The organism is Actinoplanes italicus (assembly GCF_003001815.1).
GTDB classification, from domain to species: Bacteria; Actinomycetota; Actinomycetes; order Mycobacteriales; family Micromonosporaceae; genus Actinoplanes; species Actinoplanes italicus.
Genome location: NZ_PVMZ01000023.1, coordinates 50,190 through 68,381, shown reverse-complemented (window position 1 = coordinate 68,381; position 18,192 = coordinate 50,190). Strand labels below are relative to the sequence as shown.

The following is an 18,192-nucleotide window of genomic DNA, read 5'->3' as shown; positions in this document are numbered from 1 at the left end:
TCACGCCCGATAGGCGAGCACCAGCTGCAGCTCGAACCGGATCCGCGGATCGTCCAGGTCGTCCCCGAGCAGCTCGCGCATGCGGTTGAGCCGGTAACTGACCGTCTGCGGATGCACGAACAGCTCGGCGGCCACGGCCGTACGCGATCCCCAATGCCGTAACCAGCTGGAAAGCGTGACCAGGAACGCCTCGCGCTGGCTGTCGCGAAGCCCCGCGAGGGGCGCCAGCCGCCGTGTCGTGAGCACCGCGAGCGCCCCGGGTTCGCCGCGCAGCGCCAACGCCGCGAAGTGGTCGTCGACGAAGACCGGCTCAGGACCGGAAGTGATCAGCTCGGCGGTGCGCTCGGCCAGCCGGACGGCCTGCGGCACCTCGGTCCACGACAGCGCCGGCCCCACGACCGCGTCCCGGCCGTGCAGTGCCTCGGCGAGCACCGCTCGCTCGGCACGGACCCCGGCCCGCAGCAGCAGCACGGCGTCACGTCCGCGCTCGGCGACGACACCGTCCGCACCGAACCGGAACCGGGCGTCGCGGGCCTGGTCAGGCGGCAGCAGCACCGGGACGATCGCGTCGACGGCGGGCCAGCCGATCCCGGCCGCGGCCTCCCGGACGACCTCGGGCGGGCTGCCCCCGGCGAGCAGCAGATCAGCGAGCTGACGGCGTCGCCGGTCGCCCTCGCCGGCCTGTTCGCGCAGCTGGCGGGCCAGGCCGTCGGTGCAGGCGGTGGCCAGCTCGTCGATGAACGCGCTGGTCGCGTCGGCCAGGTCGATCACCTCGGCGACGCTGACCGGCCGCTGCTCGCTCAGTGCCAGGGTGGCCTCGCGCAGCAGCAGCCGGGCCGCGATCCGCAGCGACGCGAGCACGGTCTCCGGGCCGCGGTTCTCCCTGGCCTCGGCCGCGCCGAGCCCGACGAACACCTCGCGGATGCGGGGCGGCAGGGCAGGCTCGTCGGTCCGGGCGAGATCGACGAAACGATCAAGGGCGACCTTCACGGCGGTACGCACGTCGCGCTGGAACTTCTCACCGGCGGCAGCGGCACCCGTGTTCTCTCCGACCGCGTCGGAGATGGCCCGCACCGCGTCGGGCAGGCGGGGCCGCATGGCGATCTTGAAGTCGCCGGGCAGGTTGAGCCAGGGTGTAGTCATCGCCACCGATTTTGTCACGCCGTGCTAAGTAACCCGGCGATTCTTGCTGTTTCGCCGATGATGCTTCGGCGCGGCCCACAGACGACGATGGTTCGAGTAGGACCCCCGCGACCTGAGGATCAGCCCGTGAAACATCGCCTTTCCCGCCAGCACGTCGTCGACATGTGCCGGACGATGCTCGACCGTGGCTACCTGAAGGCGACCGAGGGCAACGTCTCGGTCCGCATCCCCGGCCACGAGCTCTACGCGGTGACGCCGAGCAACTACGACTACGACAAGATGCGCGTCGAGGACATCTGCATCGTCGACTTCAACGGCAAGCACGTGCCCGACCCGGGTGGCGCCGGCGGCCTGGTCCCGTCGATCGAGTGCGGCATGCACGCCAACGTCTACCGCGAGCGGCCGGACGTCAACGCGATCGTGCACACCCACCAGCCATATGCTTCCGCGCTGGCCTTCCTCCGCAAGCCGATCCCGGCGCTCACCGACGAGCAGGTCCGCTTCCTCGGCAAAGAGGTCGCGATCATCGACTACGCCCCGTCCGGCACCGGCTTCCTGGCGAAGAACGTGCAGAAGAAGGTCGCGAGCGGCGACAACGCGTTCATCATCGCCAACCACGGCGTCGTGGCGCTCGGCACCGACCCGGCCCGCGCGGTGTTCAACATGGCGCTGCTGGAGAAGGTGTCGATCGCCTACCTCATGGCGCTGACCAGCGAGGCCGGCAAGGTCTACACGATCCCCGACACGATCCGTGAGATCGCCTTCAGCAAGCTGAAGAAGGACGAGAAGCGGATCGCCGCGCAGATCACCGAGGCCGTCGAGCCGGTCCGCGTGCCCGACGAGGAGGAGCTGCCCACGAGCGGCACCGTCGAGGCGCCCGCCGAATCCGCGAGTTCCGCCGAACTCGGCTACTCGATCAGCGAGTATCTCGACGTGGACGACACCATCCGTCGCCTCAAGGCCCTGGTCGCCCAGCCGTTGCGCGGTCTGCGTCACGACGCCCTGCTCGACACGCTGAACTACTTCGAGACTAAGTGCACGGCCTCCAAGGAGATCACCGAGCGGGCCAAGAAGCGCATCCCCGGCGGTGTGCAGCACAACCTGGCCTTCAACTACCCGTTCCCGCTGGCCGTCGACAAGGCCGAAGGCGCCTACCTCACCGACCGCGACGGCAACGTCTACATCGACTTCCTGCAGGCCGGCGGCCCGACGATCCTGGGCAGCAACTACGCCCCGGTCAACGAGCGCGTCGCCGAGGTGATCCGCGAGTCCGGCCCGGTCACGGGCCTGTTCCACGAATACGAGCTGAAGCTCGCCGAGATCATCAACCAGTACATGCCGCACATCGAGATGTACCGGTCGCTCGGCTCCGGCACCGAGGCCGTCATGGCCGCTGTCCGCGCGGCGCGGGCGTTCACCAAGAAGAAGATGGTCATCAAGGTCGGCGGCGCCTATCACGGCTGGTCCGACACCATGGTCTACGGCCTGCGCGTCCCCGGCTCGTTCCGGATGAACGCCAAGGGCATCCCGTTCGGCGCGACCGGCCGCACCCGTGAGGCGTTCCCGCACGACCTGGGCCTGCTCAAGCGCAAGCTCATCGAGAACCGGGTGCGTGGCGGCACGGCGGCCGTCGTGGTCGAGCCGCTCGGCCCCGAGTCGGGCACCCGCCCGGTCCCGAAGGGCTACAACGCCGCCGTCCGCAAGCTGTGCGACGAGTTCGGCGCCCTGCTGATCTTCGACGAGGTGGTGACCGGCTTCCGCACCGGCCTCGGCGGCGCGGCCGGCTACTTCGGCGTCACCCCCGACCTGACCGTGTTCGGCAAGGCCGTCTCCGGCGGTTACCCGATGGCCGGCGGTGTGGGCGGGCGATCCGACGTCATGGCGGTGTTCGGCTCAGGGCTCGACGGCAAGCACGGCGCGCACATCCAGGTCGGCGGCACCCTGTCCGCCAACCCCCTGTCCTGCGCGGCCGGCTACTTCGCGATCCAGGAGATGGCCCGCACCAACGCCCCGGTCATCGCCGGGCGCGCCGGTGACCGGCTGACCCGCGGCCTGCAGAGGCTGATCGACAAGTACGGCCTGCCGTACGTCGCCTACAACCAGGGCTCGATCGTGCACCTGGAGTCCAGCGGCGTGCTGATGCTGGACATGCGCAATCCGATCAAGCTGTTCAAGGAGAACAAGGGCCGCAAGACGCTGATGGAGCAGATGGGCGCTGCCTACGCCGCCCACGGCATCATCACGCTGGCCGGTTCACGCATGTACACCTCGATGGCCGACACCGACGAGGTCATCGACGACGCGCTCAGCCGCTTCGACCAGGTCTTCGCGCAGGTCGAGGGAGTCTGACCTTGGCCATCCCGCCGCAGATCCTGGCGATCGACCTCGGTACGTCGGGGATGAAAGCCGCGCTGGTCGCCGCCGACGGCACGGTGACCGGCTGGGCCGAGCGTCCGGTCCCGCTCGTCGTGCTGCACGGCGGCGGCGCCGAACAGGACCCGATCGCGTGGTGGGACGCGCTGGCCGAGGTCGTCGCCGACCTCGGCCGCGACTTCCCGGACCATCTGCGAGCGGTAACGACGATCTGCTCGTCGACGCAGGGCGAGGGCACGATCGCGGTGGACGCCGCCGGCAACCCGCTGACCAGGTGCATCAGCTGGCTGGACATGCGCGGGGCACCGCACCTCCGGCGTCAGTTCGGCGGCTTCCCGTCGTACGACGGGATGTCGGTCCTGAAAATCGCCCGCTGGCTGCGCCTGACCGGTGGCATGCCGTCGGTGACCGGTAAGGACCCGGCTGCGCACATGCTGCTCGTCCGCGACGACATGCCGGACGTGTACAGAAAGACCAGAACCTTCCTCAACGTCCTCGACTGGATCAATCTGAAGCTGACCGGCCGCACGGTGGCGACCGTCGACTCGATCCTGACCTCGTGGGTGACGGACAACCGGAAGGCCCCATCCATCCGGTACTCCCCCGCCTTGGTCTCCGCCAGCGGGATCGACGCCGACAAGTTCCCACCGATCGTGGCCTGCACCGAGGTGATCGGCACGCTTGCCCCCCACGCTGCCGATCACCTCGGCCTCCCCCGCACGGTGCAGGTCGTGGCAGGCGCCATCGACAACACCGCCGCGGCGATCGGCGCCGGCACGATCCACGACAACGAGACCCACCTCTACCTGGGCACCTCGTCATGGATCGCCGCACACGTGCCGAAAAAGAAGACCGACATAACCACCGGCATCGCCTCGATCCCGTGCGCGATCCCCGACCGGTACCTGATGACGGCGCTGCAGGCCACAGCCGGCGCCAACCTCACATGGCTGCGCGACAAGATCGTCGAATACGACGACCCGATCGTCAGCGCCGGCCACGTCTCCCGCGACGAGGGCACCATCTTCGACGCCTTCGACAAAATCATCCCAGGTGTCCCCGCCGGAGCGAACGGCGTGATCTACACCCCATGGCTGTACGGCGAACGGGCCCCGGTCGACGACCCGAACCTCCGGGCCGCGTTCCTGAACATCTCCCTCGACACCACCCGCTCCGACCTGCTACGCGCCGTCTTCGAGGGCGTAGCCCTGAACACACGCTGGCTGGCCAGGGCCGTAGACAAATTCCTCGGCACCCCGGTCAAGTCAATGGTGATCACCGGCGGAGCCGCCCGCTCAGACTCGTGGTGCCAGATCTTCGCCGACGTCCTGGGCGTAGAAATCCGCCGAGACGCCAACCCGGTGACCGTGAACGCCAGGGGAGCCGGCTGGATAGGCGCGGTGGGCGCCGGCCTGATCTCCTTCAACGACATCCCAGCCCTGACCAGAAACGACCACGTCTTCACCCCGGGCGCCGACCACACCCGATACCTGGAGATCTACGACATCTACCAGGACCTGCACAAACGCCTGGCCCCGGTCTACCGCCGCCTGAACAGCCCGGCCTCCTGACCGTCCGGGGTGGCCGGCCGCCACCGGCCGCCCCGGGCTCCGGCTCTCCCGCCCGCTGCCCACTACCCCGCCACCTGTCGCCGCTCATCGCCCCACCGGGCCGCCACGGGCCCTGGCACTTCACCCCACCCGGCCGCCACAGGCCTTGGCACTTCACCCCACCGGGCCGCCACAGGCCCTGGCACTTCACCGCACCCGGCCGCCACAGGCCACATCAGGGTCTGGCGCCTGCCTCGCGCGGCCCCGTCGCCTCGGCGCCATCCGGGACTCGGGCCTTCAAATGAGGTGGTGTCGCCCGCTCCTGCTCACTGAACCGACGCAGCGCCCCGGTTCGACCACGCTCGGCCCCGTCCCACTCAGCGTTGCGCTGCCGCCCGTGGTTACGTCCACCGAAGAGGTGTACGACCCGGACTTTCTGTGATGAACGGGGCGGCCACCGCAGATCCCTCGGATTGCTTGAAGATCACGAAGGAGAGACCTGCGATGGCCGCAGAACCGAGTTCGGACCTTGCCGGTTTGCTGGGCGCATTCGGACTCCGCGAGCCCTGATGTGCTGCAGTCCCTGGTCAAGACGTTCGCCGACGCGTTGATGTCCGCCGAGGCCGATGCCCTCCGCGGTGCCGGTTACGGCGAACGCACAGCCGAGCGGACCTCTCGCGCAACGGCAACCGCCGGCGGGAGTGGGACACCAGAGTCGGCACCATCGAGCTGGCCGTTCCGAGGCTACGGTCCGGTTGCGGGAACACCGCCGCCGCGCCGAGCAGGCTCTGGTCAGCGTCGTGGCGTACCAGGTGTCAGCCGGTTTCAGCGCCACTCCCAGAAGCTGCTCCGCGTTTGGAGGCGAGCCACGCTGTCCAGTGGAGTATCTGGTCTCGCTGGTGCCGCCCGGCACGTCGTAGGGAGTTGAAGTCGGGCAACGCGATGTCGAGACGGCCGAAGGCGACCTCAGGCCGGGAACCGGGCGGTGGATTCCAGTCGTTGACCTGAACGACCAAGCACATCCACGAAGACTCCGGAGAGCCCTCGAAGAGGTAAGGCATCAAGGCGAACGTCTCCCCGCCTTGCGGATGAAGGCCCTTCGCGGTGCGGCTGAACCCTCGCTGCTCAGCGGTGCTGATCAGCATCGTCAGCTCGTCGCTGGACACCACCCGCAGATCCGCGGGCACGGGTAGTCCCCACCATGACTGCACTGATCTCCGCCTGATGCCGCGACCGAACAACCGGATCAACCCACGCCTCCTCCATCGACACGTATGGTTTCACGCTCCGGGTCGCCGGCATGGGCTCTGACGTCACGCGGCTGACGTTGAGGATCGGCACTGGCGTCGAGGTCGACCCGGCGAGTCAGGACACCCACCACCAGCCGTCGCCGACCTCGCGTTGCGGGCGGCCGAAGTCGCCCTCGGCGGTGGCTACGACGGTCTGGGCGGTGGGTGGCGTGGTGAAGTAGGCGAGGCCGGTGCCCGACTCGGCTCGCCAGTTCTGCCACATCTGCACGAAGAGCACGTCACGGCTGGCGTAGGCGTAGGCGGACGGGGACAGCGAGCGCACCTCCGGCGGCAGGGTCAGCCTGCCGTTCAGGCGGCCGGCACGGTATTCCCCGGCCAGTGCGGCCAGCGCGGCGCGATGGCTTCTGTACTGGTGGTCGACGTAGTCGCCGTGCGAGTCCTGGCGGGTGGCGACGACGATGGCGGTGACGGTGAGGACGAGGCTCACCGCGGCCACTCCCCATGAACGTTGCACGCAGGCGGTCAGGATGACGGTGATCGACACCAGGGCGACCAGGAGGAACGCCACCAGCAGGATCGACACGCCGACGTAGAAGCCGCCGACCAGAGGAGCTTGAGCGCGCCGGATCTGCGGGACGAGCAGCAGCCAGCCGGCACAGCTGAGGGCTATCTGGAGCAGCCCGCGACGGCTCCACACCGGCGTCCCGCGCCGGGCGGGCTCCGGGGCCGGTGGATCGCCCGAATCCCACAGGAAGGTCATCCGCGTTTCACCATCGGCGTTGAGATTCCCCCGAATACTCATGGCGGAGATCGTGCGCCCGTTCCCGCCGTCCGTGGAAGGCCGTGCGCTAAACCTCCACACAACCTGCCAGCCGGAGGCCGCGCAACATCGTCTCCAGGTACCGCCGGGTCAACAATGGCCTCTCGTCCGGCGTCGCGTGCACCGAACCGGCGAAGACCACGCCGCACATCAGGCGAACGACGTCCTCGGGGGTCAGGTCGGCGCTGACCGCGCCCGCGGCGCGAACCCGGTCGAGCAGCAGGCCGCTCGTCGTGGTCAGGCGGTTCACCAGCTCTGCCGTCTCGGGCAGCGCGTGCTCCGTGGCCGCGACGACCGGCTGGACCGCGGCGTCGGCCAGCTGGGCGTCGATACCGGCCGACAGGTAGCCGGCGAACGCCTCCCACGGGTCCCCGCCGGCGAGAGCCTCGCCGGCCGCCTCCGCGAGGCGTTCCAGGGCGGGCCGGGCGATCGTCTCGAGCAGCGCCTCCGGGGTGGGGAAATGGCGGTAGACGGTGGCTACGCCGATGGACGCCACGCGGGCGACGTCGTTGAGGCGCAGCGGTGTCCCGTCGTCCACGAACCGCCGGGCCGTGTCGACGATGTGCTGCCAGTTGCGGGCCGCGTCCTTGCGCAGCGGGGAGACCGTCACGTGACGAGCATAACCGGATAGCTCATCCACCTCGTGCTACGTTGAAGCGGATAGGTCATCCATTTCAGGGAGGCGAATGATGGAGTCCATCGACGTGGGCGGTCGCACCCGCACGTACACGCTGGTCACCCCGGACAGCGGCGACTACGACCGGCTGTTGCTGGTCTTCCACGGCTCCACGCAGAACGCCGGGGTGTTCCGGAAGTTCACCGGCGACTCCTTCGACCACCTGCCCGGCACCGCGGTCGCCTACCTGGACGGGTTCCGCGGCAACTGGAACGACGCCCGCAAGGCCAGTCGCTTCCCGGCCCGCACGCAGGACATCGACGACGTGGCGTTCGCCGAGGCCGTCGTCAAGCGGGCCGCCGACGGCCGGGAGACGTACGCCGCGGGCTACTCCAACGGCGGCGGCATGGTCATCCGGCTGCTGCACGAGCGCCCCGATCTCATCGCCGGCGGCGCCGTCATCGCGGCCCAGCAGCCGGCGCCGGACAACCTGCTGGTCCCCGGCCTGCCGGTGGTTCCGAAACCGGTGCTGCTGATCCACGGCACGAAGGACCGGATCGTGCCGTACGCCGGCGGCGAGATGGCCGCCTGGGCGCGCGTCGCGTTCCGGGTGGGCGGCGGCATGCTGTCCGCGCCGGAGACCGCCGCCTACTTCGCGCACCGCAACGGCATCACCGCTCCCCCGGTCACGACGGAACTGCCGGCCGGCGGCCGGAGCAGGACGACCGTGAGCCGCACCGACCACCGGCAGGACGGACGCCCGCCGGTGACGCTCTACACCGTGCACGGCGGCGGGCACACCATCCCCGGACCGAAGCCGTCCCCCGCCCTGATGGGCCGTACCGCCACCGATCTGGACGCGGCGAGGGCGATCGCCGGGTTCTTCGGCTTCTGAGCCGCTGTCAGCCACGGCACATAGGCCACCACGTACACCGTCGCGTCGTACCAGGTGTGCCGGTAGTGCTTCGGATCGCCGTCCTCGAGGGCCAGCCACTCGAATTTGAGGATGCCCGCGGCGAACAGGGCACCGGCGCCTTCGAGACGGTCCCGGCCGCCTTTGCGCGTATCGGTCCAGAGTTCGTCGAACACCTGACGCACGGCCTCCGGTGTGATCGCCTCGGGTTCCACTTCATCGGTGACCCATCCCCCCGCATAGACGTCCGTCGCGGGCCCACGACTTTAGCGATGATCGATGTGCGCGCGGACGCCCGTACCGGACAGGCCGGGATCTGGATCTCCCGGGCCTGGTCCGGCTGAGCTGACGGATACGGTGAGGGGGATGCATGCCCTCGTCGAAAGCGTCCGGGAGTTCGCCGGCCGGGTCCTGCGACCCGCCGCCCTGCACACCGACCGCTCCGCCGTGCCCGCGGCGTTCCTCGAACAGCTCGGCTCGCTCGGTGCGCTCAACCATCTCGCCCCGGTCGAGTACGGCGGCGCCGGACTCTCCCGCGGCGACGACCGTGAGCTGCACGAAGTCCTAGCCGGAGCCTGCCTCAACACCTGGCTCGTCTGGGCGCAGCATGCGTCCCTCGTGGGCCGGCTCGTCGCCGCCGGCAAACCGGCGAGCGACCTCGCCGAACGGGTGCTGCGTGGCGAGATCGTCCTCGGGGCAGGCGTCAGCGATGTGCGGCGCTACCCCGAGAGATACATCAGAGCCGATCGTACGGACGGAGCATGGCACTTCGGCGGCACGGTGAGCTGGGTCAGCGGCTGGGGACTGAACCAGGCCCTCGTGGTGACCGCCGTCGAGCCGCCCGCGACCGTCGTGACGGCGCTGCTCCCGATCGGTGACGGCATGCACGCCACTCCCCTGGAACTGGCCGCGGTCGCAGGCAGCCGCACCGAGCGGGTCGTGCTGGACTCGGTCCGGGTGCCCGACGAGCACGTCCTCGCGATCCAGACACTCGCCGAGTGGGCGCACGCCGATCACGCCGCAGGCAGCGACGCCCGGCCCCACCTCTTCGGGTTCGCTTCGGCCGTACTCGATGAGCTGGCAACCTCGGCCGACCCGCTGGCGCAAGCGGTGGCAGCCACCTGGACCCCGTCGATCGCGCGAATGCGCGCCGAGGCCTACGGCCTGGCCGACGAGGCCGTGAGGGCCGGTGGCGGCCCGCACCGCGTGGCCGAACGCCTGGCCGTCAAGATCGCCGTCGGGGACGCGCTGACCGCCCTGACCCGCGCCCTGCTCGCGGCCCGTGCCGGGCGGGGTCTCAGCCTCGGCGACACCGCGCAGATGTACGCCCGGCAGGCGCTGTTCCTGCAGGTCCAGGCGCAGTCACCGCTGACCCGCGAGGCTCAGCTCACCCACCTGGCGTCACTGGGCGAGCACGCGGCGGATCTCGGTCGACACGGCTGGTGAGGTGATCGGCGCCCAGGCCGTGAACAGGTCGGTGAAGTAATCGCGGTGCTCGGCCAGCAGCGACGGGTCGTGTTCGAGCACGTCGAGCTCGTTGACGGTCGACAGATCGACGAACGGGGTCAGCTGCCAGTCGGCGAGCCGCACCACCGTGCCGGTGAAACGGTCGGTGATCTGATGCGTGGCCGCCAGGTCGGGCCATGACCGATCGCGATCACACGCGGCGTACAGGTAGACCAGTTCTTCGGCGTGCGGCCCGACCAGATCGCGCAATGTCTCGCGTTCACGCCAGAACAGCAGTGCCAGGTCGAACCCGTCGGTGCCGTAGGCCGCGTGCGTCAGCCCGGCGAACTGAACGTGCTGGTCATGGCCGAGTGCCGCGAGCCGCTGCTGGACCCGGCAGAGGTGGGCGTAGAGGGTGCCGCCCGGATGCTTGACGGTCTCGGTTCCGCGTTCCCGCAGCCACGCCCGGACTTCCGCATCGACACTCATGGCCCGAATGTACGACCATGATCAACGAACCGCCACCACCCTCAACCCGTTTGCACGATCCGTGACGCCCTGACAGCGTGTCGCGTATGGGAGCCCTGGACGCGGTGGCCGGGTCAACGGGTGGACCGGTCATGCCCGCGTCTACGGCATCTGCGTGAGTGTGGCGGGGCGGGCGCGTCCCCGTACCGCCGGAAAGGTCCTCGTCCTTCCCGCCGGCGGCGGAATCAGAATGGACGGCGGGTAGGAACACCCGATGTCGTGACGGACAGGTACCGGTCGTGAGGAGCGCCACCCCGCATCCGGCTACAGACCGGCCTTCTTGACACCGTATTCGGCCTGCTTGGTGGTGAATCCCTCGAACTTGAGCTGCCGGATCAGGCCCGAACGCGAGAACGAGCTGAAGTCCAGGTACTCGGCTGCCTTCTTGGCGGCCTGGTCGTTCCAGTTCGCCTTCTGCGCGTCCACGCCGAAGGTGGCGTCCTTGGTGGAGAACCCCTCGAACTTGAGCTGCTTGATCAGTCCCGTACGGGAGAAAGCCGAGAATTCGAGGTAGCTGGCGGCCTTCTCGACGGCGTTCTCCTGGGCGACGGTCAGCTTCTTGGTGGGCTCGGCAACCGGCTCCGGCTCCGTGGTGGCCTCGGTGGTGGGTGCGGCCGCGGGCTCGGTGGTCGCCGCCTGCTCCGGCGTGTCGATGGGCGCGGCGGGAATCTCCACAGCGGTGGTGGTCACGGCGACGGGTGTCGCGATGGGCGTGCCGCCGCCCCCACCGGTGGCGGCGCCGATGATGACCAGACCGAGGAATACGCCGCCAGTGACCAGACCGGCCTTCTTGTGCGGGCCCATCGGCCTCTTCGGAGCCGGGGCGGAAGCGTACTGGGGAAAGGACATCAGAGTTTCTCCTTGCGTGCGAACCGGAGCGTGGACGTGCGCTTCGCGGCCGCCACCAAAGTAGAGGCCGCCGGATGCGGATCAAATCCGCTGGATGTACAGGGGCTCCGCCTTCAAGAACGACTACCTCATGGACGTTGATCCGGTTCGCCGGACCGATGGGAGGACGCCGGTGAGTACGGTCACGGCTACAGCTCGTGGACGGTGCGGGCCTCGGTGTCGTAGGAGCGGGCCGCGACACAGTGGCCGGACAGAGGGGGAAGGCCCGCCAGCAGCGCCAGAGCGTCCGACCGCTGTGGAACCGGCAGGTTGAGGGCCAGGCTGACGTGCGGCACCCAGGCCGACGGCTCGTACAGCGGATTGATCGAACCGGCCGACCGCCACACCAGCGCATGCAGCAGACGCAGCTCAGGGGACTCGGCCGGTCGCACCAACGCCCGTCCGAGCAGGTGAACCGGCCCGAGAGTGACCGGCAGTGGCAGGTCGAGTCCGGGCAGGTCGTCCAGCGACCCGGTGGTGACCAGCGTGATGTGCGGCCGGTTGGTGGGATGCCGGTGTGTCGCGAGGCTGCGCAGCCCGGCGGCGTGCAGCGATTCCCACAGGTCACGGACCGCGGATTCGAGGCGGTCGTCGAGCAGCAACTCGATGGTGAGCACGGTCACTTTCACACTGTCACAGATCGGCGGCGTGATCTGTCTAAGAGGGCGAGCAACTAAACACGACAGAGGAGTCAGTCATGGAAGCTCGCCTCGACCTGTTCAGCAACCCGGTCGCCGGAAAGATCATGAAGCACTTCACCGCGGCCGGTAAGGCGGTGAAGGACGCCGGTCTGCCCGAGTCGACGCGGGAGCTGGTGCTCCTGCGGGTGAGTCAGATCAACGGCTGCGGGTTCTGCGTCGACATGCACGCCAAGGACGCCGCCGCCGCCGGTGAGACCGCCCAGCGGCTGCACCTGGTGGCGGCCTGGCGGGAGGCGACGGTGTTCACCGACGCCGAGCGGGCCGCGCTCGAACTCGCCGAGCAGGGCACCCGGATCGCGGACGCCGCGGGCGGGGTGCCCGAGGAGGTGTGGGCGAACGCGGCGAAGCACTACGACGAGAACCAGCTGGTGGCACTGGTGGCGACGATCGCAACGATCAACGCGTTCAACCGGTTCAACGTGATCGTGCAGCAGCCGGCCGGGTGGTACCAGCCGGGTCAGTTCGCGTGACCTCGATCGACGAGACGACGGCGGCGGCCGGTTACCGGCCGCTGCTGTTCTCCATCGCGTACGGCATGACCGGCTCGGTCGGCGACGCCGAGGACATCGTGCAGGACGCCATGCTCGGCCTGGTCAAGGCGAAGCGGTCGGGCACCGCGGTGTCGAACGTGAAGGCGTACCTGACGACCGCCGTGACCCGGCTCGGCATCAACCACCTGGGGTCGGCGCGGGTACGCCGCGAGACGTACGTCGGCGCGTGGCTTCCGGAGCCGCTGGTCGACTCGGGTCCGGCCGAGCACGCCGAACTCGCCGACTCACTGTCGATGGCGTTCCTCGTACTGCTGGAGTCGTTGTCGCCCGTCGAACGGGCGGTGTTCATGCTGCGTGAGGTGTTCGGCTACGGCTACCCGGAGATCGCCGGGCTGGTCGGCAGGTCGGAGGCGAACTGCCGCCAGATCTTCACCCGGGCCCGGCAGCGTATCCACACCGGTCCGCCCGAAGCCGGCAGCGGCGCACGCCGGGCCGAGGCCGCCGAACTCGCCGACCGCTTCTTCACCGCGGCGGCCGGCGGCGACATCGACGTGCTGATGGAGCTGCTGGCACCGGACGTGGTGCTGATCGGCGACGGCGGCGGCAAGGCGCAGGCCCTGGCGACTCCGCCGGTGGGCCGGCTCGCGGTGGCCCGGCTCTTCGCCGGCCTCTTCCGCCGCTTCCTGCGGATCGGCGTCACCCTCAGCCCGGCCTGGGTGAACGGCCAGCCGGGCGCGGTCTTCCGCGACGCCGGCGACCGGGTGGTGGCGGTGATGTCGCTGGACGTGGCCGACGGCATGGTCCATGTGGCGAGGTCGGTGGTCAACCCCGACAAACTCGGCCATCTCGGTCCGGTCTCGAATCTGGGGCTTCGCCGAGAACCGGACCATATGGTACGGAAGGAGCAGCCTTCAAACGCAGCCCGGACAGTCCCGTAGCGTCGGCGCGACGGGGCTGCGGCGCAAGGCCGCAGCGCGACCGCCGGGCCGGATGCGGTGGCTGAGGGCTACCCACCCAACTCGTGCAGCCGATCCTCGATCAGATCGCGCATCCGTGCGTGGCGTTCACGGAGCAGCCCGGTCAGGCGTTCGATCTCGACGAGCGCGGCCTCACGTTCGGCGGCCAGGCCGTGCACCGCGGTGGCGTGCAGGTGGCGGGCATCGCCGTCGATGGTGGCGGCCCGGAGCTCGGCGTCGCTGGTCACCTGGTCGGCCTTGGCGCGCGCGGCGTCGAGCAGTTCCCGGGCCTTCTGCTCGGCCTCACGCAGATGGTCGTCGGCGTGGCGCCGGGCGACGGCCAGCACGCGGTCACCGCCTTCGGAGGGCCGCTGTTCCTCCCGGGCCCCCTCACGCGCTCGCGCTTCCTCCCGGGCTCGCGTGAGTTCGGCCTCGAGTGTGCGGGCCCGCTGCTCGGCCCGCGCCTGCTCGGCCCGCGTCCGCTCCAGCTCCGCCGCGAGACCGGCGGCGACACCGGCCGCCTCCGGTTCCGGCGCGGCCCGCTGGAGGCGTTCGCGCAGCGCGCGGTTCTGGCCGTTGAGGCGGGTGAAGGCTCGCTCGGCCACGCCGAGGAACGCGTCGACCTGCTCTCTGTCGTAGCCGCGTTCACCCGGGAGGGGGTCGCGGAACTCCATGTTGTGGATGTCCGCCGGGGTGAGGGGCATGGTGGATTCCGTTCGGCGTGCAGGCGTACAGGGCGCGGTCAGATCGGGGGCAGGGCGCGGAACACGGTCGCCTGCACGGGCGCCGACGGGACGAGGCGGACCAGCCCGTCGGCGTGGATCAGGTGATGGTCGGGAAAGTTCACCGAGCGCAGCGCGAACCCGCCCGCCGACGCCACCGGGCAGAACGTGGCGTCGTACCGGAAAAGGTCGTTCTGCTCGGCCCGTTCCACCAGCAGGACGTAGTTACGATGCCGCAGATAGAAGCCGGGGAACTCGGCCGATTCGAACGAGACGCAACGGCCGTCGCCGAGCCCCTGCCGCACGGTGAACCGCCCGCTCGGACCCTTGGCCGTGCCGTCGGCCTCGATCCGGGCGACGAAGTCACGGTTGCGCAGCCGGTATCCGTTCACCCCGGCCATCCCGACGCCGACGGTGCGGCCGACGGTGAAGGCCGGGTCCGGCACGGGTGAGGCGGCCGTCCGGCTCGGGGTGGCCGTGCCGCGACCGGGCCGGCCGGTGCCCTCGGCGCGAACCCCCTCGACGTCGCGGGTGGGCTCGGCCGGCTCGGTGGGCGGCGCCGGAAGCAGGGAGACGGGCGGTGTCTCCACGGCGGGCGACGAGCGTGGTGGCGGCGGCTGCGCGAACACCGGTGGCTGAGACGGTTCCTCGCCGAGCACCACGATCGCCGCGACGCCGTAGCCGAGCACGGCCAGAGCGGTCGCCCCGACGAGCATCAGCACCGGGCGGCGGGACGGTCGTGGCGGCGGCGGGACCGTTTCGAGGTCGTCGGCCTTCGTCATCTGGTGTGGGGCTCCTGGTCACGACAAAGGTCTGTGGTCGGGGTGGCAACGCGTCCCTGACAACGTTGTCAACGGAGTGAACGCGAGCCACCCATCGTTGTCAACTGATTGTTTCAGGCAGGTTTGTCAACCGTGGTCAGCGAAGCGTATCGACGATCGCGCTGCACTGACATCGTTGTCCGGCTCTGGCGGGGCGTTTACTCTTTAGCCGGTCAGCATCCGGGGGTGAGAGCCGGCGGCATCACGGGGGCGAGGAGCGGCGTGGCACCGGAACGAACGTCCCGTGGGCGGGGCAGCGGCCGGCCCACGATGAACGACGTCGCGAAGATCGCGAAGGTCAGCCTCAAGACGGTGTCCCGTGTCGTCAACAACGAGGAGAACGTCTCCCCTCTGCTGGTCGCCCAGGTGCGCAGCGCGATCGAGATCCTCAACTACAGCCCCGACATCGGGGCCAGCACCCTGCGGCGCAGCGATCGCCGTACCGAGATGATCGCGCTGCTGCTCAAGGACGTCGGCAATCCGTTCTTCGCCACCCTGCACCGGGCCGTGGACGACGAGGCCCGTGACCGCGGCGTACAGGTGATCACCGGCAGTCTCGACGAGTGCTCCAAACGCGAACGTGAACTGGCCCGCGCCATCACCATGCGCCGCGCCGACGGCCTGATCATGGCGACCGTCAGCGCTGACCAGAGCTATCTGGCGTCGGAGCTGCGGGTGGACACCCCGGTGGTCTTCGTCGACCGCCCCGGTCACGGCTTCCCCGGCGACACGGTGCTGGCCACCAACGTCCTGGGCGCCACCGAGGCCACCCGGCACCTGATCACACACGGACACCGCCGGATCGCGTGCCTCAGCGACCACGTCCGGATCCCGACGGCCAAGCTCCGCCAGGAGGGTTACCTGGCCGGCCTGCGTGAGGCCGGCATCGAGCCCGAGGATCGCCTGATCCTCTCCGACCTGGGTTCCGAGGCGCTCGCCGAGAGCCGCGTGCTGGAACTGTTCCACCGCCCGGACCCGCCGACCGCCCTTTTCACCGGCCAGAACGCGGTGACCGTCGGCGCGGTGCGCGCACTGCGCCGCCTCGGCCTTCACCGCACCGTGGCCCTGGTCGGCTTCGACGACTTCCCGCTGGCCGACCTGCTCGAGCCGGCGATCACCGTGGTGGCCCAGGATCCGGCGTCGATGGGCCGCACCGCCGCACAGGCCCTGTTCCGCCGCATCGACGGCGACACCACTCCACCGGCCGAGCACTGGATCCCGACCACCCTGATCCGCCGTGGCTCCGGCGAGCTCCGCCCCGACCCCGCCGACCCGCCCCGCTGAACCGCGCGGTGATCCATGGTCCGCTCCGCACCACACATCACCACACGCCTGAACGCCGCCCCCTGCGTGGTGACCTACGCCCACCCGCGAGCCACACATCACCACACGCCTGAACGCCGCCCCCCTGCGTGGTGACCTACACCCACCCGCGAGCCACAGGTCACCACGGGGTGAAGCGGGCTAGCCGTTGACGAGGTGCGGAGTCCGGCGGCGGCCGGTGACCGCGGCGGCGACGAGCAGGGCCACGGCGAGCGCGGTCAGTACCCGTACGCCCGTGGTGTGCGGCAGAAAGGCCGCCGGAAGGAACGGGACCACCGCGAGCCCCGGCAGTGCGACCGCGACCACGACGGACCAGAAGAGGCTCGGATGCCGTGGGGCCGAAGGCGCCGGGCCGTGCCAGCGGTGCACCAGGCGCCGCCGCCCGATCACCGCGGCCAGCGCCAGCATCGCGACCAGCCCGACCAGGTGCGCCGGGTACTCGATAGCCGGCACCCACGCCTCCAGCCCGTCGAGCAGCAGATGGCTGGCCGCGCCGATCACGGCCGAGATGGCGGTGATCCACCACGCGTGCCCGGACGAGCGCAACGCCCCGTAGTCGCGCAGCGCGAACGGGCCACCCGCGGGCAGGTGCGCGGCGACGACGGGGGCGGCCCGGCGGACGAGAAGGCAGCCGAGCAACGTCACCGGCAGGCAGAAGAGGATCAGGCCGTGCAGCTGGTGCGAGAGCGGCCAGACCGGCAGCCCGCTGCCGTCGACGAGGTACGCGATGTCGGGTGAGGCGGCTCCCAGCACCAGCGCGACGCCGTCGAACCAGCGGGGACGCCACAGCTTCAGGGGCAGGATTCCGGCGGGATGCGTAGGAAATGTACTCGGCACCGTCCGCACGATAGCCAACCGGCCCCACCCTGCCCCTAATGTGCTGATCATGAAGTTGCTTGAGGAAGAGACCCGGGTGGGCGATATCCGGGCGATCGTGATCCGGCCGGTCGGCGACCGGGAATGGCCGGGGCTGCTGCTCTACACCGACATCTTCCAGCTGACCGAGTCGACGCTGCGCACGGCCCGGCGGCTGGCCGCGGACGGGTTCGTGGTGGTGGTGCCGGAGATCTACCCGCACGGGCCGCTGGCCGGGGTGGCGCTGGAGTTCGACGACGAGGGCAAGCGGCACGGGCTTGCGGGCGCGGCCGCCACCACGACGGCGTCGTTCGACGCGGACCGGGCAGCAGTGCTGGACTATCTGGAGTCACGGCCGGACGTGTCGGACCTGTTCGTGACCGGGTTCTGCATCGGCGGGCATCTGGCGTTCCGGGCGGCATTCGATCCGCGGGTGAAGGCGACGGTCTGCTTCTATCCGACCGGCCTGCACAACGGCGCTCTGGGCGCCGACGCGGATGCCGGGTCGATGGAACGGGCCGCCGACATCCGGGGCCGGCTGCTGATCGTTTTCGGTAGTCAGGACCCGCATGTGCCCGCGGACGCCCGGCTCGACATCCTGCAGCGGCTCTACGCGGCGGGGCTGACCGATCTGGAGCTGCACGTCTACACCGGCGGGGAGCACGCGTTCATGCGTGACGTGGGTCCGCGGCACGATCCGGCGCTCACCGATCGGGCCCTGATCGAGGCGGTCGCCTTCTTCCGCGAAACCTAGATTTCACATTCGTCAATGTCTTAGCATCGGCGAGAAAGTTTC

General features: G+C 69.9%; 18 protein-coding genes and 1 pseudogene. 10 read left to right on the top strand and 9 right to left on the bottom strand.

What is annotated here, in order from left to right:
- Entirely contained in the window at positions 1-1,143 is a 1,143-nt protein-coding gene (locus CLV67_RS40485; protein WP_106328386.1) for a PucR family transcriptional regulator, read from the bottom strand.
- A gap of 126 nt (positions 1,144-1,269) precedes the next feature.
- Here CLV67_RS40485 and CLV67_RS40480 point away from each other — a divergent pair, with 126 nt between their 5' ends.
- From CLV67_RS40480 to CLV67_RS53885, 3 genes and pseudogenes are all read left to right on the top strand, one after another.
- Positions 1,270-3,492 (top strand): aminotransferase class III-fold pyridoxal phosphate-dependent enzyme, encoded by a 2,223-nt coding sequence (locus CLV67_RS40480; RefSeq protein WP_106328384.1) that lies wholly within the window; start codon positions 1,270-1,272, stop codon positions 3,490-3,492.
- Between the two features lie 2 nt (positions 3,493-3,494).
- Positions 3,495-5,087, top strand: a complete 1,593-nt coding sequence (locus CLV67_RS40475) for a xylulokinase (protein WP_106328382.1) — start codon at positions 3,495-3,497, stop codon at positions 5,085-5,087.
- A gap of 483 nt (positions 5,088-5,570) precedes the next feature.
- Positions 5,571-5,872: pseudogene (locus CLV67_RS53885) on the top strand (transposase); the annotation flags it as partial.
- A gap of 559 nt (positions 5,873-6,431) precedes the next feature.
- Here the strand turns inward: CLV67_RS53885 and CLV67_RS40465 are convergent.
- Entirely contained in the window at positions 6,432-7,076 is a 645-nt protein-coding gene (locus tag CLV67_RS40465; RefSeq protein ID WP_106328380.1) for a hypothetical protein, read from the bottom strand.
- An 88-nt stretch (positions 7,077-7,164) separates the two neighbouring features.
- Positions 7,165-7,746, bottom strand: coding sequence for a TetR/AcrR family transcriptional regulator (locus CLV67_RS40460; RefSeq protein WP_106328378.1), 582 nt, complete (start codon positions 7,744-7,746; stop codon positions 7,165-7,167).
- A gap of 76 nt (positions 7,747-7,822) precedes the next feature.
- Between CLV67_RS40460 and CLV67_RS40455 the strand changes: the two genes are divergently transcribed.
- The 3 genes from CLV67_RS40455 (at position 7,823) to CLV67_RS40450 (ending at position 10,111) form a co-directional block, all read left to right on the top strand.
- Positions 7,823-8,647 carry a CE1 family esterase gene (locus CLV67_RS40455; RefSeq protein WP_106328376.1) on the top strand — a complete coding sequence of 275 codons (825 nt, stop codon included), beginning with the start codon at positions 7,823-7,825 and terminating at the stop codon, positions 8,645-8,647.
- Between the two features lie 65 nt (positions 8,648-8,712).
- On the top strand, positions 8,713-9,009 hold the full coding sequence (locus CLV67_RS51400) for a hypothetical protein (protein WP_146169494.1): 297 nt from the start codon (positions 8,713-8,715) through the stop codon (positions 9,007-9,009).
- A gap of 22 nt (positions 9,010-9,031) precedes the next feature.
- Entirely contained in the window at positions 9,032-10,111 is a 1,080-nt protein-coding gene (locus tag CLV67_RS40450; RefSeq protein WP_106328374.1) for an acyl-CoA dehydrogenase family protein, read from the top strand.
- Here the strand turns inward: CLV67_RS40450 and CLV67_RS40445 are convergent.
- The 3 genes from CLV67_RS40445 to CLV67_RS40435 all read right to left on the bottom strand — a co-directional run bounded on the left by CLV67_RS40445 (position 10,067) and on the right by CLV67_RS40435 (position 12,150).
- Positions 10,067-10,600, bottom strand: coding sequence for a DUF6817 domain-containing protein (locus tag CLV67_RS40445; protein ID WP_106328372.1), 534 nt, complete (start codon positions 10,598-10,600; stop codon positions 10,067-10,069). The genes CLV67_RS40450 and CLV67_RS40445 overlap by 45 nt on opposite strands.
- A 303-nt stretch (positions 10,601-10,903) precedes the next feature.
- A complete protein-coding gene (locus CLV67_RS40440; protein ID WP_106328370.1) occupies positions 10,904-11,488 on the bottom strand; it encodes an Ltp family lipoprotein in 585 nt (194 codons plus the stop codon).
- A 188-nt stretch (positions 11,489-11,676) separates the two neighbouring features.
- Positions 11,677-12,150, bottom strand: coding sequence for a 2'-5' RNA ligase family protein (locus CLV67_RS40435; protein WP_239166749.1), 474 nt, complete (start codon positions 12,148-12,150; stop codon positions 11,677-11,679).
- Positions 12,151-12,224: 74 nt separating this feature from the next.
- Between CLV67_RS40435 and CLV67_RS40430 the strand changes: the two genes are divergently transcribed.
- Together CLV67_RS40430 and CLV67_RS40425 are read left to right on the top strand one after the other, a co-directional pair.
- Positions 12,225-12,698: a carboxymuconolactone decarboxylase family protein gene (locus CLV67_RS40430; RefSeq protein WP_106328368.1), complete on the top strand. Its 474-nt coding sequence runs from the start codon at positions 12,225-12,227 to the stop codon at positions 12,696-12,698.
- Complete coding sequence (locus CLV67_RS40425; protein ID WP_239166748.1) at positions 12,695-13,657, top strand: RNA polymerase sigma-70 factor; 963 nt, start codon at positions 12,695-12,697, stop codon at positions 13,655-13,657. Before CLV67_RS40430 ends, CLV67_RS40425 begins: the two co-directional genes overlap by 4 nt.
- Positions 13,658-13,725: 68 nt before the next feature.
- Here CLV67_RS40425 and CLV67_RS40420 read toward each other — a convergent pair whose 3' ends face one another.
- Both CLV67_RS40420 and CLV67_RS40415 read right to left on the bottom strand, forming a co-directional pair.
- Positions 13,726-14,379, bottom strand: a complete 654-nt coding sequence (locus CLV67_RS40420) for a DivIVA domain-containing protein (RefSeq protein ID WP_106328366.1) — start codon at positions 14,377-14,379, stop codon at positions 13,726-13,728.
- 38 nt (positions 14,380-14,417) lie between these two features.
- On the bottom strand, positions 14,418-15,179 hold the full coding sequence (locus CLV67_RS40415; RefSeq protein ID WP_106328364.1) for an AbfB domain-containing protein: 762 nt from the start codon (positions 15,177-15,179) through the stop codon (positions 14,418-14,420).
- A gap of 261 nt (positions 15,180-15,440) precedes the next feature.
- Between CLV67_RS40415 and CLV67_RS40410 the strand changes: the two genes are divergently transcribed.
- Complete coding sequence (locus CLV67_RS40410) at positions 15,441-16,502, top strand: LacI family DNA-binding transcriptional regulator (RefSeq protein WP_239166747.1); 1,062 nt, start codon at positions 15,441-15,443, stop codon at positions 16,500-16,502.
- Positions 16,503-16,682: 180 nt separating this feature from the next.
- On the opposite strand, the gene CLV67_RS40405 is transcribed toward CLV67_RS40410, so the two are convergent.
- Positions 16,683-17,378, bottom strand: coding sequence for a DUF4184 family protein (locus CLV67_RS40405; RefSeq protein WP_170154200.1), 696 nt, complete (start codon positions 17,376-17,378; stop codon positions 16,683-16,685).
- A 49-nt stretch (positions 17,379-17,427) separates the two neighbouring features.
- Here CLV67_RS40405 and CLV67_RS40400 point away from each other — a divergent pair, with 49 nt between their 5' ends.
- Positions 17,428-18,150: a dienelactone hydrolase family protein gene (locus CLV67_RS40400; protein ID WP_106328600.1), complete on the top strand. Its 723-nt coding sequence runs from the start codon at positions 17,428-17,430 to the stop codon at positions 18,148-18,150.
- Positions 18,151-18,192: the final 42 nt, after the last annotated feature.